This window comes from Bacillus sp. N447-1 (genome assembly GCF_022701035.1).
Lineage (GTDB): Bacteria > Bacillota > Bacilli > Bacillales > Bacillaceae_G > Bacillus_A > Bacillus_A cereus.
In genome coordinates this window covers 4,059,633-4,076,525 of the sequence record NZ_CP065509.1, presented here as the reverse complement: position 1 = coordinate 4,076,525, position 16,893 = coordinate 4,059,633, and the positions used below count along the sequence as shown (strand labels likewise).

Sequence of the window (16,893 nt, the reverse complement as noted above, 5' to 3'; positions counted from 1 at the left end):
AAAGTTCACCCCACCGATTCAATTCGACATAAAATTAGAAAATCCTTTTTTCTTTTTCTTCCATCGCTTTTGAAAGACGCACTATATATCGTCTCAGTGGGAAACAAACTATCAATAAGAAAATAGCATTTAACAATAAAGTAGAAAGGAGACGATCTGTGAAAAAGACATACGCTGGCATATGAGTACGTCCTAATAAAGTTAAGAATCCATACACATAATACTCTAGTGCTACAACGCTAGCTAATATGATAGAAACAACAATAAATAAATTCAATTGTAGTACTTTCATCACACTATATACTAAATAAGCTAAAATCGGATAAGCAAAAATATATATCCCGACAAGTTCTGTGTATACGGTATCAAATAAGAAGCCAAATAATAGTCCGTAATAAATCCCTTGGACCGGACTATAATACACTGTAATAAAACATAAGACGATTATAAAGAAATGCGGTGCTGCTATGCTGTCTTTCCAAAATACATCCGTTGGAACAACAGTAGCAAACATATTTTCAAATAGAAACACAAAAAGGAGCAAAAGAGGAAGAGCTGCTCTTTTTAATATCTTCATCATCTCTTCTTCTCCTCCTATTCTAATGGCGCTGAAGGTGTTGCACGTTTAGCAACCGTAATATGCTCTACGTCATTTAAATCAGCGGCAGGTTTTACATAAGCTGTTTTTGTTAAGCCATATGCATCCGGCTGAACTTCAACGATTTTTCCAATTACAAGACCTTTCGGGAAAATATCACCCAGTCCAGATGTTACAACTAGTTGATCTTTCTCTACCGGTGCATCAGAGCCAATCTTTGTGAAAAGAAGTAATTGCTTTTCTTTGTCATAACCTTCAATCAATCCAAAGATTTTCTCTTGCCCTTGTACAATAGCAGAAACGCGATTTGTTCGGCTCATAGAACTTAGTAATTCTACTGATGATGTAAACTGAGATACACTTTTCACTCTTCCAACTAACCCTTGTGAAGTTACTACAGCCATATCTTTTTTAATTCCTTGCTGTGCCCCTTTATCAATTCCAATTAAATCGTACCATTTATCTGGATTACGAGAAACAACAGTAGCTGGAATTTCAGTATACCCGCTATTTAACTCTTTTTTACCAGTTAGCTCTTGTAACTTCTTGTTATCATCTTCTAATTGTTTTACTTTCCCTGATAGACCTGCATAATTATCTAATTTTGCTTTTAATTCTTTATTCTCTTCATACGTGCGCTTTACATCCTCTACATTTTCGAAGAATCCAGCTACGTATTTCGCTGGCTTTTGGAATACACGTTCTACAACACCGACAGTATCTTTAACAAACTGCTCTGGCCATGTTAAACTGTTCCGTTCTTTCAATGAGATTCCAATCAATGCCACGAGAAGAATAATACTAACCAACAAAACAATTAATCTTTTGTTTAAGAAAAACTGTGGCACGTTCACACCCTCTTAATTTCACTGATTTTTATTTTGCAATATTATCGAGCAGCAGTTTTGAAAAGATCGATATTGTCTAATGCTTTACCTGTTCCAATTGCTACGCAATCTAATGGATCTTCTGCAACAAGAACTGGCATTTTCGTTTCTTCACTAATTACTTTATCTAAATTACGTAGTAATGCCCCGCCACCTGTTAATACGATACCGCGGTCCATAATATCAGCCGCTAATTCAGGTGGAGTTTTTTCTAACGTATTTTTAACTGATTCTACAATCGCATCTACTGTATCTTTTAATGCATCTGCAATTTCTTCTGGCTGAATTAGTACTGTTTTTGGTAAACCACTTACTAAATCACGACCGCGAATTTCCATAGGCTCGATACCTTCTGGCTCGCCTGCAGAACCAATTTCTAATTTTAATGCTTCAGCTGTTCTTTCACCGATCATTAAGTTATAGCTTTTCTTAATGTACTGAATGATTGAATCGTCCATATCATCACCAGCAACACGGACTGACTGGCTTGTTACAATACCACCTAGAGAAATAATTGCAACTTCTGTTGTACCGCCACCGATATCAACAACCATACTACCAGTTGGTTCCCAAACAGGTAAGTTTGCACCAATTGCTGCTGCAAATGGCTCTTCGATAGGATAAGCATCACGAGCACCCGCTTGACGAGTCGCATCGATTACTGCACGTCTTTCTACAGCTGTAATACCAGATGGTACACATACCATTACATACGGCTTACGTGAGAAGAAACCGTTTGATTTTTGAGCTTGTTGAATGTAATATTTCATCATTGTTGCAGTTGTTTCATAATCAGCAATTACACCGTCTTTCATCGGGCGAAGTGCCACAACGTTCCCTGGTGTACGACCAATCATTTGTTTTGCATCGCTACCTACAGCAACGATTTGTTTCGTATCAGTTTGTAACGCAACTACTGAAGGTTCACGTAAAACTACACCTTTTCCTTTTACATATACAAGCGTGTTCGCAGTTCCTAAGTCTATTCCAAGATCGCGAGTAAATCCACCAAATCCAAACATATTATTTATCTTCCTTTCTTGTTTTCACGGACTCATTTTTTCTTACTTTATATTATAAAAACAGTACGTTTTTTATATCTTTATCCTTTTTGTAGATAAATTTCTACAAAAAACTCATAAATCACATTATAAAACAAAATAAGTAAAAAGCATAGTCTTAAATATGACCTTTTTCCTTTAAACTCACGAATTTATGGTCACCTATTATAATATGATCAAGCACTTCAATTCCGATAATCTGGCCGCATTCTACTAAGCGTTTTGTTACTGCAATATCTTCACGGCTCGGCGTGGGATCTCCTGAGGGATGGTTATGAAGACATATGATAGAGGCTGCTGCACGACGGAAGGCTTCTTTAAAAACTTCCCTCGGGTGTACAATTGACGTGTTTAAACTTCCAATAAAGATCGTTTGCCTATGTATAACTTGATTTTTTGTATTTAAATATAAACAAACAAAATGCTCTTGTTGTAAAAAACGCATTTCTTCCATCATGTATTTCGCACAATCTTCTGGACTTCGAATACTATATCTATTTTGATATTCTAAACGTACCATTCTTCTGCCTAGTTCAAAGGCTGCCATAAGTTGCGATGCCTTTGAAATCCCAATACCATGTATACTAATTAGCTCTTCTAATGTTGCATCTTTCAACATACGTAAGCCATCAAATTGATGTAAAATTTTATCTGACAACTTTAAAACTGTTTCTTCTTTAGAACCTGTTCTGAGTAACACTGCGAGAAGCTCTCGATTTGATAAACTTCCAGCACCTTCTAACAATAAACGCTCCCGTGGCTGTTCTTCTCTTACAACATCACGAATACCGTTCATCTCTCCACCCCTTTATTTGTTCTCTCAAAGAAAACCCCATGCAATTTTACGCATGGGTTACATCAATATCAAATTGTTTTAATTCCCGAACGAGACGTGCAATTGGTAAGCCAACTACACTATAGTAGTCCCCTTGAATATTTTGAACGAAAATAGATCCTTTACCTTGAATCCCATAACTACCGGCTTTATCAAAAGGTTCTTTCGACGCGACGTATGTATCAATTTCCTCTTCTGTTAACTCCCAAAATGTAACTTCTGTACGCTCATAAAAAGTAACCGTTTTTTCTTTTGCTATAATTGCAACACCTGTATACACTTCATGTGTTTTCCCTGATAGTAATTGCAACATCTCTTTCGCCTCATCCTCATTAGAAGGCTTACCAAGAATACGCGACTCATATGTAACAATTGTATCTGCACCTAACACAATGTGATCACTATTATTTTCTGCCACCGCTGATGCTTTTTGCAAGGCAAGCGACATTACAATATCAGAAGGCGATGAATATGCACCAATTGTTTCCTCTACTTCACTTACAACGATTTCAAATGGCACACTAGCTAACTCAAGCAATTCCTTCCTCCGAGGTGACCCTGAAGCTAAAATTATTTTTCTCATATTTTCTCCTTCCTTTCTCACATGAAGCAGAACAATTTATATTAATCGTATCAAAGGAATAGTTTGCCCACAAATGAAAGAAATATTAATTTCTCTAACTAAAATAACACTTCTTTATTGCATACGATTATATTCCTGTCATAGAGAAAGCACTTTGCTCTAAATTCAAAAGAAAAGAAAGAAGTACATGTACTTCTTTCTTACTCATTTTATTATCCTATCATTTCACTTTCTACGAAACAATTTTTTCATACGAGAGTAAACCATCAATAATAACTTGATTTAATTTCGCCAAAGATTCCTTATCCATCTTCCCATCTTTTACTGTTTGTACAGCTACCGACGTATACATATACAGTTTCTTTGCTTCTTCTTGTTTCATACTTTTCCCTTCTTTTTCAACCTTTTTCCATTCTTTTTCAATTACTTCTATATCTTTTGCGCTGCTTTTTCCACCAACTTGTACGCTAGAAGCATATTTTGCTAAATGAGTGTATAATGGCTGCACTTTTGTTAAAAATGTTCCTACTTCTTTATCATCTTTCAGCAATGCTTTATCTGTTATATCCCAGTTCTTTTTTAAAACGGAGACACCATCATTTTTATACTTAGTCATTAATTGATTTATAGACTGTTCATCGCTAGCAATACCAACAACTATTGCATACTTATCACCGCTCGGTCTTAAAGCACCAATGCCCCCATTGCCTTTCCATTCTTCAAGAGCTGCCTGTCCCTTTTCTTCAGAAGAATAAAGCCCCCCTTGAACAAAAAATAATTTCATTGGATCCAATGACGTTCCTGCTTGTGCTTTTTGTTTTTCTTCTTTCGGTGCTGGTGTTTGTTCTGCCGTTCCACCCACCTTTGATTCTCCATTTCCAGTCGGCCTTGAAGCTGTCACTTCACTTCCTCCTGTCGTTCCTTGTCCAGTAAGTAAATGAAGCATCCCCATTCCAAACGCCGTACCGATAATGATTGCAGTTGCAACGATTACAATTAATGTATTACTCCACTTCTTTCGGTATTTTTCCACAGACATTGATTTCGCTTTTTGAAACGGAACAACATTTTTCGGTCGTTCACTTTCTACTACCATCCATTCAAATTCATCTTTCTTTTTTTCCTCATACTTCGCTTCTGTTCCATTCACTTTCACTGAGATCGTTCGTGATTGCTTGTCCATACACTCACACCTCACCTCTTATCGTTGTCCGCATCATATCATATTCATTTCATAAAAAAACGAGATATTTGTCAGAGGAATTCGCCAAATAACCCTATATATTTATCTTATATGTATGCATTTGACTTCATTTGTAGAACAAAAAAACTAGATAGCAAAGACTATCTAGTTTTTCTCACAAATATATTTTCGTACTTCAGAAATGAAATAAAGAGAACCTGTTATGATAAAAACATCATTTTCTGCTATCATTTCAACTTTTGTATCAATTGCCTCTTTCCAATTTTCAAAAACTAATTTTGATTCTTTCTGTGAATATGATGCAAGCTTATCAGCAGAAATAGCACGATCAAAGGCGAATGTTGTAAAAATAATTTCATCTGCAATGGTTTCTAATTGGCCTACCATGTTATGTAATTGTTTATCACCAAGGGCAGTAAATAACACTATTACATTTTCATCTTTGTAATGCGCTTCTACTGTTTTCACAAGGCTTTCGATACCTTCTGGATTATGAGCACCATCTATAATAATATCTGGATTACTTTGCAGTTTTTCAAAGCGCCCCACCCAATACGCTTCCTGTAATCCAGTTCTTATTTCTTCTTCCTCAATTAAAAATGATAAGTATGTTTTTACATACATGACTGCCATAAGCGCAAGTGCTGCGTTTCCTACTTGGTGGCTGCCTTTCATTGTGATTCGCACATCTTCAAAAGAGGCGAAAGGACAAGTGAAATCGAACTGTTCTCCATCTTCACTAGACTGTTTATGTAATGCTGTAAAATGGTTGCCCATCTCGTATAAGTTTGCATGATTTTCCTTTGCAACATTTTGAATGACTTGCAAAGCTTCTTCATCTTGTACACCAGTAATTACCGGCACGCCAGACTTAATAATCCCCGCCTTTTCATATGCAATTTCTCCTAGTGTATTTCCTAAAATATGCATATGATCGTGACCGATATTCGTAATAATCGTGAGAACAGGGTGTATAACATTGGTAGAATCAAAACGTCCACCAAGCCCTGTTTCAAATAAAACAACATCACAGAAATTGAATTTGCCGAAATAGCAAATCGCCATAACAGTAATAATTTCAAACTCTGTCGCTTCCCCTAAATCCGTTTCATCTAGTTTTTCCACGACTGGTTTTACCAGCTTTACAAGTTCAGTAATCTCTTCGTCTGCAATTGGTGTTCCATTCACACTAATGCGTTCATTAAATGATTCGATGTAAGGAGAGGTAAACGTTCCTACCTTATATTTCGCGCCTTCTAACATGTAACGCATATATGTTAACGTTGAACCTTTTCCATTTGTACCAGCAAGATGAACACATTTGATATGACGCTCTGGATTTCCAAGTTCTTCTAACATCCATCTCATTCTTTCTAATCCTGGCTTAATTCCAAATTTCAATCGGCTATGGATCCACCCTATCGCTTCTTCGTATGTATGTATCACGTATATTTTTCCCCTTTCAAAAGACAACTTTCATAGTTCTATTATACGCAAAGAAAAGAGACTCACCAATATAGTGAGTCTCTAAAAACATTTTTACTTTTCAAGATCTGCTAGACGTTGACGAACTGCTTCGCGTTTTTCTAGGTAATCTTGCTCTTTCGCACGCTCTCCTTCAATAACCGCTGCAGGAGCTTTCGCTACGAAACCTTGGTTAGAAAGTTTCTTCTGTACACGTTCTACTTCTTTATCGAACTTCTCAAGTTCTTTCTCAAGACGAGCTCTCTCTTCATCAAGATTGATAAGATCAGCTAACGGTAAGAATAACTCTGCACCTGATACGATTGCAGTCATTGCCTTTTCTGGCGCTTGTAAGTCTGTTTGAATTGTTAATTCGCTTGGGTTACAGAAACGCTCAATGTAAGAGCTGTTTTTCGTAAGTTGAGCAAGTACAGCCTCATCTTTTGCTTTAATTTGCATTTGAACTTTTTTGCTCATTGGCGTATTTACTTCTGCACGGATGTTACGAACAGAGCGAATGATATCAACTAGAAGGTGCATTTCTGCCGCAGCCTCCGTATCTTGTAAATCTTCGCGAACTGTTGGCCACGCAGCTACTGTAATAGACTCGCCTTCATGCGGTAAATGTTGCCAAATTTTCTCTGTTACGAATGGCATGAATGGGTGTAATAGACGCATTGTTTGATCTAATACGTAAGCTAAAATAGAACGAGTTGTTTTCTTAGCTGCTTCATCTTCACCGTATAGTGGAAGTTTCGCCATTTCAATATACCAATCACAGAAATCGTCCCAAATGAAGTTGTATAATGAACGACCAGCTTCACCGAACTCATATTTATCCATGTTACGTGTTACGCTTTCGATTGTTTCGTTTAAGCGAGTTAAGATCCACTTATCCGCAACTGATTTTTCACCAGTTAAATCGATTTCTTCATACTTCATATCATCCATGTTCATTAATACGAAACGTGATGCGTTCCAAATTTTATTAATGAAGTTCCAAGTAGATTCTACTTTTTCCATGCTGAAACGTAAATCTTGACCTGGTGCACTTCCTGTTGATAAGAAGAAACGCATTGCATCTGCACCGTACTTCTCGATAACATCCATTGGATCAATACCGTTACCAAGAGATTTACTCATTTTACGACCTTGCTCGTCACGAACTAAACCGTGAATTAATACATCTTTAAATGGACGCTCGCCTGTAAACTCTAAACCTTGGAAAATCATACGAGATACCCAGAAGAAGATGATATCATAACCCGTTACTAGTGCATCTGTTGAATAGTAACGTTTGAAGTCTGCTGAATCTTCATTTGGCCAACCAAGTGTGGAGAATGGCCATAATGCTGAACTGAACCATGTATCAAGTACATCGTTATCTTGATTCCAGTTTTCAATATCTGCTGGTGCTTCTGTACCTACGTATACTTCACCAGTTTCTTTATGGTACCAAGCTGGAATACGGTGTCCCCACCATAATTGACGAGAAATACACCAGTCATGAATATTTTCCATCCAACGTAAATATGTGTTTTCAAAACGCTCTGGTACGAACGTTACTTTTTCTTCTTCTTTTTGTTGAAGCGCTACTGCTTTTTCAGCAAGTGGAGCCATTTTTACGAACCACTGTGTTGATAAATAAGGCTCAACAACCGCACCGCTACGCTCACTATGACCTACTGAATGCATATGTGGCTCGATTTCTACTAATACGCCAGCTTCTTGTAAGTCTTTTACTAATTCTTTACGGCATTCGAAACGATCCATACCGTTATACTTACCAGCTTTTTCGTTCATCGATCCATCTTCGTTCATTACTAAGATGCGTGGTAAGTCATGACGGTTACCTACTTCAAAGTCATTCGGGTCATGAGCTGGTGTAATTTTTACAACGCCCGTTCCGAAATCTTTTTCTACGTACTCATCAGCAATAATCGGAATCTCACGGCCTACGATTGGAAGTGTAACTGTTTTTCCGATTAAATGTTTGTAACGATCGTCTTCTGGATGAACTGCTACTGCTGTATCACCAAGCATCGTTTCTGGACGAGTAGTAGCAAGACGAATGTGACCAGAACCATCTGTTAACGGATAGTTCATATGGTAGAATGCACCTTGAACTTCTTTATGAATTACTTCAATATCAGAAAGAGCTGTACGTGTTGCTGGATCCCAGTTGATGATATATTCACCACGGTAAATTAAGCCTTTTTCGTATAATTGAACGAATACTTTATTAACCGCATCTGATAAACCTTTGTCTAATGTGAAGCGTTCACGAGAATAGTCTAGTCCTAAACCAACTTTCCCCCATTGTTGACGAATGTGAGAAGCGTACTCTTCTTTCCACTCCCAAGCTTTTTCAAGGAATTTTTCACGGCCAAGATCGTAACGTGAAATACCTTCTTCACGAAGTTTTCCTTCTACTTTCGCTTGTGTTGCGATACCAGCATGGTCCATTCCTGGAAGCCATAGTACATCGTATCCTTGCATACGCTTCGTACGAGTTAAAATATCTTGAAGAGTTGTATCCCAAGCATGACCTAAGTGTAACTTACCAGTTACGTTCGGAGGTGGAATTACAATTGTATACGGTTGTTTCTTCTCGTCTCCTGTTGCTTCAAAATATTTGCCTTCAAGCCACCATTGATAAAGGCCTTCTTCAACGGACATATGATCATATTTAGTTGGTAAATTCTTTTCCGTGTTTGACATTATTTTCCCTCCTTAAAATAAAAAATGTCCCTCATCCAAAAAGGACGAGGGACATCGCGGTACCACCTTTATTTACAAACAAATTCATAATTTGCTTATACTCTTAATTTGATAACGGACAAATCCGTCTTTTCCTAATAAGAACTGTTCCGTTCAGAAAAGATGCTCCAGGGCTACCTTCTAACATAACTATCTAGAGAATCTCCCAGCTAATGATTCTCCTCTCTGAAGACGTTTCATGTTATACTCTTCCCCTTCAAGGCATTTATATGATTGTTAATTATTATATACAATAGTGTAAAAAACGAAACCTTATTCGTCAAGATAAATTTAAAACTACAGCTTTTGGTGCCAAAAAGAAGATAAGTAGAATCCTCTACTTATCTTCTTTACCCCGCTATTTGTGGGCAGTAAGACCTCCACCTCAAAACTCAGCTGAAGCAAAGAAGTTAGATGGGAGCCCTGGTGCCCGTAAACGCCCAATTAGTGAAGGCTAATCATCAGCGGGGAATGTTTACTTTATCCGTTCCCTTGCTGGGCAGCTTGTAATTGTGACAGGAAATATTCTATATTGCTAACGAGCCAATGCGATTGTTGCAAACTCTTTACTCCGCGCAGTTCATTTTCCTCGTTACGATTATCTCTTCTTTTCTTATAAGACTGGATTTGCCGAATAAATTGCGATGGATACGTCATATACGCAAACATAAGTAGTTGCTCTTCTTTCGTAAAAGGGAAATTTTTTTGATACATTTGAAACCATTCAAACCGATCACTTCTTGCGATTGGATATGTGTTTAAAGACCGTGAATAAAAACCTACTATATCTTGCACAGGCGTTGCAAACTTCGATTTTTCTAAACTAATAAAATAGCCATTCCGTTCATAGTCAAATAAAAAATGATTCAGTGACACATTACCATGCACAAAAGTAATACGCGTTTTCTCCTTTTCTTTCATCGCATCGTTCCACTCATTTAATTGCTTCGTTGCAAATTCACGCGCTCTCATTACATGATGATAGTACGTACAATATTGCAATTCAAACGGGGACATATACCATTTTGATTCAGATTCTACGAGAAACTCTTCTAACATCTCACCATCATTTTCCCAACGATCGGATATACTTGTATAATGTTTTTCTAAATCTTCTTCCGTATACGTTTCTTCCTTCACAGTTTTTTGATGCAACGTTCCAAGTGTCTGAAACATTTTATGGTATTGATCATTGTCCTCACCGTTTCCTTCTGCACGTTCTAACCAAGGCATTAAATAATAATTATACGTCCCGTCACTTAAAATATAACTTCCATCCGTCGCATGATATATAGGTACATAATTTGAAAAACCTTTCTCCTTCAAATATTGAATATGATGCAGAAAGTTATTCCGCTCTAACTTTCTGCCTTCTATTTTCTTGAGTGCATATGGACCTTGATTCGTATAAATTTTCATTACATTTCCGTGCTCTTCCATATGCTGCGTATCCAATCTATATTGCCTCACGATAGGTTCATAGTGATTTCGCAACTCAATATCCATACGAATAACCCTTTCTATTCAAAACATAGCCTCTAAGAAAGGAAGTGAGTGAAAACACTCACTTCCTTATTTCGCCTTTACCCTTGAAACGGGAATATAAATAATTTGCCCCGTATTTAAAAATATATCTTCTGTTTGATTGACACGGTATAAATTTTGTACAGACGTTTCATAACGGTCTGCAATAGATTCAATTGTATCCCCTTCTTGCACGAAATACATTCTTAACTTTGTAAATTCTTCTTCCGGTTCTTTCGTAAATAGTTTTGTTAAATAAAGCGCATTTTCATCTCGCTGTGAGTACTCTTCTTCTTGTTCTTCCTGCTTTTTCGCTTTTTCTTTCTTGAAATCTTTTCGTCCGAACAGTTCAAATTGCGGCGTTGTTTCTTGCTCCTCTTCACGTTCCACAAATTCATGTTCTTCTATTTTCTCTTCTTCTAATTCCTGCTCTTTTCTTTCCTCTAATTGGAACGGTTCAAATGCGTAATCTTCCCACTCATCTGATTCCTTATATGCTGGTTCTTCTACATGCGGCGCCGGTCTATTTTCATCCTCTTGCGCTGAATCTTCTTCTAACTCAGCATACACCGTTTCTTCCTCTTCAACTTCATCCTCGCTTCTCTCTTCATCACACAAACCGGTAATAGATATATCCGCTAATAATTGTAAGCAACCATTTTCCTTTAATTCATAATCAAATTCCTCGATTGATACATATAGCTCTTCAATTACTTTCACTCGATTTCTCGGAATTGATATTTCAAGTGGAAAGGAATGAACAAGTTCATTAACCCCATCTTCTCTTGTTTCTACATAATCAATTGACTTTGCTGGCGATAGTTCTCTTAATGAATACGCGGAATCATCTTTTCGTGCAACATACTCTCCCGTTAAATCTAATTGTCCTCTCACGATTACTTCATGATCAAGCTCTTCTATCTCAACGTCTGGATCTAACGAAATTGACAAAAGTTCTTCGACTTCCTGTCCTTTTTGGAACCACACAGATTCTTTTAATGAAAATCGTAACGAATGATCTGTAGCCACTTCTTTTCCCCCTCCCAAACTATATGTCATTACAGATTTATGTGTGGGAAGCTTACTTTATGAATAAAAAAAATCGCCCCCCTTATGGAGAGCGATTTTTCTCTAATACATTATTTTAATTTTGACATTGCAATTTCAGCTGCTGCAATCGTCGCTTCAATATCTGCATCACTATGTGCTGTCGATAAGAATAAACCTTCGAATTGAGATGGTGGTAAGAATACACCTTGTTCTACCATTTCACGATAGTAAGCCGCAAAGAATTCTAAGTTTGAAGATTTTGCTGCATCGTAATTAATAACGGGTTCATCTGTAAAGAAAATACCAATCATAGAGCCTGCACGGTTAATATGATGCGGAATGCCATGTTTTTCAGCTGCTTTACGTAATCCAGCTTCTAACATTTCAGCTTTACGCTCAAATTCTACATATGATTCTGGCGTTAACTGTACTAACGTTTCATAACCTGCCGCCATTGCAAGTGGATTACCTGATAAAGTACCAGCTTGGTAAATCGGTCCGCTTGGCGCAACTTGGCGCATAATTTCCGCTTTACCACCGTATGCTCCTACCGGTAAACCACCACCGATTACTTTACCTAGGCATGTTAAATCAGGCGTTACGCCATAATAACCTTGGCCACAATTATAAGCTACTCGGAACCCTGTCATTACTTCATCAAAAATAAGCAATGCACCGTTTTGTTCTGTTACTTCACGAAGACCTTCTAAAAATCCAGGCTGCGGAGGAACAACCCCCATATTTCCTGCTACTGGTTCTACAATTACACAAGCAATATCATCACCGAATTGTTCAAACGCGTATTTTACGCTTTCTAAATCGTTATAAGCTACTGTAATCGTATTTTTCGCTACACCTTCTGGTACACCAGGACTATCTGGTAAACCTAAAGTCGCCACACCAGAACCAGCTTTAATTAATAACGAATCACCATGACCGTGGTAACAACCAATAAATTTCAAGATTTTATTACGACCTGTATAACCACGAGCTAAACGTAGTGCACTCATTGTTGCTTCCGTTCCAGAGTTAACCATACGCACAATCTCAATTGATGGCACGCGCTCAATAACAAGTTTTGCTAATTTATTTTCAATTTCTGTTGGTGCACCGAAGCTTGTACCTCTTTCAGCAACAGATTTTAACGCTTCTACAACACGATCATTTGCATGACCATGAATTAAAGGACCCCATGATAATACGTAGTCGATGTATTCATTCCCATCGATATCATATACTTTAGAGCCTTTTCCACGCTCCATAAACAACGGATTCATCCCAACAGACTTAAAGGCACGAACCGGGCTATTTACGCCACCAGGCATTAATTCTTGCGCCTCTTCAAACGCTGCAATTGACTTATCAAACTTTTTCATTATTTAGCGCCTCCTTCTTGTAACCATCTTGCTGCATCTTTTGCATGATACGTAATAATTAAATCTGCCCCTGCACGTTTCATACTAATTAATTTTTCAAGAACAACTTCTTTTTCATTAATCCAACCATTTTGCGCTGCCGCTTTAATCATCGAATATTCACCACTTACATTATAAGCGACAACTGGTAAATTAAAGTTATTTTTCACATCACGAACGATATCTAAGTAAGAAAGAGCTGGTTTTACGATTAAGAAATCTGCACCTTCCATTACATCTGATTCTGCTTCACGGAATGCTTCCATACGGTTTGCCGGATCCATTTGATATGTTTTACGGTCACCAAATTGCGGTGCACCGTGCGCAGCATCACGGAATGGTCCATAAAATGCTGATGAATATTTCACAGCGTACGACATAACTGGCACGTGTCCAAAACCATTTTCGTCTAATGCATGACGAATTGCTGTTACGAAGCCGTCCATCATGTTTGATGGCGCAATAATATCCGCTCCTGCTTTCGCTTGACTTACAGCTGTTTTCGCAAGAACTGCAAGAGACTCGTCATTTAAAATAATCCCATCTTCAATTACACCGCAATGACCATGGCTTGTAAATTGACATAAACATGTATCTGCAACTACTACTAGCTCAGGGAAATCACCTTTAATTTGCTGAATAGCACGTTGTACAATTCCATGATCACAATATGCTGATGATCCAACTTCATCCTTTTCAGCAGGTAAACCAAATACAATAACAGAACGAATACCTAAATCAACAACTTCTTGCATTTCAGCTTGCAATAAATCTAAAGACATTTGATATACGCCCGGCATAGAAGGAACTTCATTACGAACATTTTCACCTTCTAATACAAAAATAGGGTAAATAAAATCTTCCGTATGTAAAAACGTTTCACGCACAAGTGCACGCATGCCCCCGCTTTGTCTTAAACGACGATGACGATTAAATTGTAAAGAGTTCATAGATTTCTATCCCCATTCTTTCATTTTATAGATTCACAAACATATTGTAGTAATGCTTCTACAGTGTACTCTTTCGGCACAATAACAGACGGAAAATAAAGACTTGCCTCTTTTTCCGTAATAGGTCCTATACAAGCAATTGTACATTTTTTTGTCCATTCTCTCCAGTTTGTACCCTCAAGTAAACGAACAAAACTAGTAACAGTTGAAGGGCTCGTAAATGTAATAATGTCTACTTTCCCTAACTTCAATGCTGCTATAAGTTCTTGCTTTTTTTCTATATTCACTTTCGTACCGTATACGATTAGCTCATCTAGAGAAACACCAATTTCCCGAAGTGCAACCGGAATTACCTCTCTTGCTAAATTCCCTTTCGGAAATAAAATACGTTCGTTTCCACTTAATTCTTTTAGAAACTCTTCTGCAAATGCTTCTGCAACAAATGAAGTCGGAACAAAATGAACTTGATAGCCCCTTTTTTCTAACTCTAATTTTGTTTTCACACCTACCGCAGCGATTCTAATGGTTAACGGTAGTTTCTTTTTTAGACTATCTAGAAAAAAAGCTACACCATTTCTGCTCGTAAAAATAACCCAGTCGTATGAATGTAGCTGCTCTTCAATATGTTGAATTTGCCTATGAGACATACCTTCCATACGCAAAAGCGGAATTTCCAATGGAATTCCGCTCTTTTCTTTCACTGCTACACTCATTTGTTTCGCTTGATGCTGGGCACGTGTAATCAATACCGTTTTTCCAGCGAGAGCGTTCATATTTATTGTTGCTCCTTATTTGCAGCAAGAATGAGTTCTTTGGCGCCTTGTTTAATTAAACGGTCCGCGGCCTCTAACCCTACTTCCTCAGGGTTAGTACCCACTACTGTCTCTTTTAATAAAACAGAGCCATCCATAGAGCCGACAAGAGCTGTTAATTCGATTGCATCGTTTTCTGTAAGGGTTGCATATCCAGCAATTGGAACTTGGCATCCACCTTCAAGTTTATGAAGAAATACTCGCTCCGCTGCCACTGTTCTTTCTGTTATCGTATCATTAATATGCGCTAACAACTGCAATAAATCCTTATCATCCTCACGACACTCAATCGCTAATGCACCTTGTCCTACAGCAGGTACACATAACGTATCATCTAAATGTTCTGTAATAACATCATTATCCCAGCCCATTCTTTGTAATCCAGCTGTCGCTAAAATAATCGCATCGTAATCTTCTTCTTTTAATTTACGTAAACGTGTATCGATATTCCCGCGAATCCACTTCACTTGTAAATCTGGTCTCGCAGCGAGTAGCTGTGCACTACGTCTTAAACTACTCGTACCTAAAATAGCACCTTCCGCTAACTCTTTAAACGATGCTCCATTTTTTGAGATAAAAGCATCACGAGGGTCAACACGCTTTGGTGTACAGCCAATCATTAAACCTTCTGGAAGTACGGCTGGCATATCTTTCATACTATGTACAGCCATATCGATTTCTTTCGTAAGTAGCGCATGTTCAATCTCTTTCACAAACAAGCCTTTTCCGCCTACTTTTGAAAGAGTAACATCTAAAATAACATCACCTTTTGTGACAATTTCTTTCACTTCAAATTCATATGGTAGACCTAGGGCTTTTAACTGATCAATAAACCAGTTTGTTTGCGTTAATGCTAGTTTACTCTTTCGTGATCCTACAATAATTTTGCGCATAATTCTCTCTCCTCATTATAAATACCAAAAGTGGAAATTGGACAAACTGCTTAATAGAAAAATGTTTACTAGCATTACGAGAAACGATCCGATATTCCACTGTACAATTTTCTTACCTTGCAACACATCTGCCGCTCGTAAATATAAACCTGTGCAATACACAAATAGAACGACAAAAGATCCGATTACTTTCGTATCATACCAATGGAAATTATCCAATTTTGTATATCCCCATATACATCCTAATAAAATTGCTAGTAAGAAAAATGGAACAGAAAATAAATTTAATCCGTAAGACATAGATTCTAGCTTCGGTAAATTCCCTAACCTTCTTAATCTCGCATTCCATTTTTTCTTTTTTAATAGGCGATATTGCAATAAATACATAATAGAAAAAATGAACGATACAGTAAACGTTGCGTAAGAAATAATTGCCATACCGACATGCACGTATACAAGTTCTGAAACTAATTGTTCCGCAAGTACTGGCGACATCTTTCCGAGCGGTGTAAAAATAGAAAAAGCGCTTACGCCAAATGCTACAACATTTGTAAAAAAGACTAAAAAGTCAATTCTCATAAATCGATTAATAACTAACGACATCGTAATCAATAACCAAACATAAAAATAAATCCCTGATAATAAAGTTAAAATAGGATTCGTTTCTGAATCTGTAGCTCTAAGCAACATAAAAATAGACTGCAGGACCCATACAATCGCAAGTAACCAAAAAGCAAATCGGTTCGCCTTTCGGTTACTTTGGAAATAATCTATAAAATATAAACTAATGCTACAAGCATATAAAATAATTGCAATATGATAAATAATACTGTTATTTAAAAAACTCATCCGATCAT

Annotated in this window: 15 protein-coding genes and 1 other annotated feature; all 15 genes read right to left on the bottom strand. The window is 37.4% G+C overall.

Annotation, left to right across the window (positions count from 1 at the left end; genetic code table 11):
- Window positions 1–34 precede the first annotated feature (34 nt).
- The 15 genes from mreD to IQ781_RS20605 all read right to left on the bottom strand — a co-directional run bounded on the left by mreD (window position 35) and on the right by IQ781_RS20605 (window position 16,885).
- Window positions 35–580 (bottom strand): rod shape-determining protein MreD, encoded by a 546-nt coding sequence (gene mreD / locus IQ781_RS20675; RefSeq protein ID WP_000975766.1) that lies wholly within the window; start codon window positions 578–580, stop codon window positions 35–37.
- Between the two features lie 14 nt (window positions 581–594).
- Window positions 595–1,446 carry a rod shape-determining protein MreC gene (mreC, locus tag IQ781_RS20670; protein ID WP_001135488.1) on the bottom strand — a complete coding sequence of 284 codons (852 nt, stop codon included), beginning with the start codon at window positions 1,444–1,446 and terminating at the stop codon, window positions 595–597.
- A gap of 41 nt (window positions 1,447–1,487) precedes the next feature.
- Window positions 1,488–2,507 (bottom strand): cell shape-determining protein MreB, encoded by a 1,020-nt coding sequence (gene mreB, locus IQ781_RS20665; RefSeq protein WP_000466736.1) that lies wholly within the window; start codon window positions 2,505–2,507, stop codon window positions 1,488–1,490.
- 157 nt (window positions 2,508–2,664) lie between these two features.
- Window positions 2,665–3,342: a RadC family protein gene (gene radC, locus IQ781_RS20660; RefSeq protein WP_001013390.1), complete on the bottom strand. Its 678-nt coding sequence runs from the start codon at window positions 3,340–3,342 to the stop codon at window positions 2,665–2,667.
- A gap of 46 nt (window positions 3,343–3,388) precedes the next feature.
- On the bottom strand, window positions 3,389–3,964 hold the full coding sequence (locus tag IQ781_RS20655; RefSeq protein ID WP_001226290.1) for a Maf family protein: 576 nt from the start codon (window positions 3,962–3,964) through the stop codon (window positions 3,389–3,391).
- Between the two features lie 232 nt (window positions 3,965–4,196).
- On the bottom strand, window positions 4,197–5,147 hold the full coding sequence (locus IQ781_RS20650) for a stage II sporulation protein B (RefSeq protein ID WP_000361009.1): 951 nt from the start codon (window positions 5,145–5,147) through the stop codon (window positions 4,197–4,199).
- Window positions 5,148–5,312: 165 nt separating this feature from the next.
- Window positions 5,313–6,614, bottom strand: coding sequence for a bifunctional folylpolyglutamate synthase/dihydrofolate synthase (locus IQ781_RS20645; RefSeq protein WP_139847183.1), 1,302 nt, complete (start codon window positions 6,612–6,614; stop codon window positions 5,313–5,315).
- 93 nt (window positions 6,615–6,707) lie between these two features.
- Window positions 6,708–9,353, bottom strand: coding sequence for a valine--tRNA ligase (locus tag IQ781_RS20640; protein WP_000072244.1), 2,646 nt, complete (start codon window positions 9,351–9,353; stop codon window positions 6,708–6,710).
- Window positions 9,354–9,390: 37 nt separating this feature from the next.
- Window positions 9,391–9,622: a binding site (T-box leader), on the bottom strand.
- 250 nt (window positions 9,623–9,872) lie between these two features.
- The gene (gene ysxE, locus IQ781_RS20635) at window positions 9,873–10,898 is read right to left on the bottom strand and encodes a spore coat protein YsxE (protein WP_000350658.1); all 1,026 of its coding nucleotides are present in this window, start codon (window positions 10,896–10,898) and stop codon (window positions 9,873–9,875) included.
- A gap of 66 nt (window positions 10,899–10,964) precedes the next feature.
- Complete coding sequence (gene spoVID / locus IQ781_RS20630; RefSeq protein ID WP_002024850.1) at window positions 10,965–11,975, bottom strand: stage VI sporulation protein D; 1,011 nt, start codon at window positions 11,973–11,975, stop codon at window positions 10,965–10,967.
- A gap of 80 nt (window positions 11,976–12,055) precedes the next feature.
- Window positions 12,056–13,342, bottom strand: a complete 1,287-nt coding sequence (gene hemL / locus IQ781_RS20625) for a glutamate-1-semialdehyde 2,1-aminomutase (protein WP_063220488.1) — start codon at window positions 13,340–13,342, stop codon at window positions 12,056–12,058.
- On the bottom strand, window positions 13,342–14,331 hold the full coding sequence (hemB, locus tag IQ781_RS20620) for a porphobilinogen synthase (protein ID WP_001087065.1): 990 nt from the start codon (window positions 14,329–14,331) through the stop codon (window positions 13,342–13,344). Before hemB ends, hemL begins: the two co-directional genes overlap by 1 nt.
- A 20-nt stretch (window positions 14,332–14,351) precedes the next feature.
- Complete coding sequence (gene hemD, locus IQ781_RS20615; protein ID WP_000992353.1) at window positions 14,352–15,104, bottom strand: uroporphyrinogen-III synthase; 753 nt, start codon at window positions 15,102–15,104, stop codon at window positions 14,352–14,354.
- A gap of 2 nt (window positions 15,105–15,106) precedes the next feature.
- Window positions 15,107–16,036, bottom strand: coding sequence for a hydroxymethylbilane synthase (hemC, locus tag IQ781_RS20610; RefSeq protein WP_001226407.1), 930 nt, complete (start codon window positions 16,034–16,036; stop codon window positions 15,107–15,109).
- A 15-nt stretch (window positions 16,037–16,051) separates the two neighbouring features.
- Window positions 16,052–16,885, bottom strand: a complete 834-nt coding sequence (locus tag IQ781_RS20605) for a cytochrome c biogenesis protein (RefSeq protein ID WP_000008991.1) — start codon at window positions 16,883–16,885, stop codon at window positions 16,052–16,054.
- Window positions 16,886–16,893: the final 8 nt, after the last annotated feature.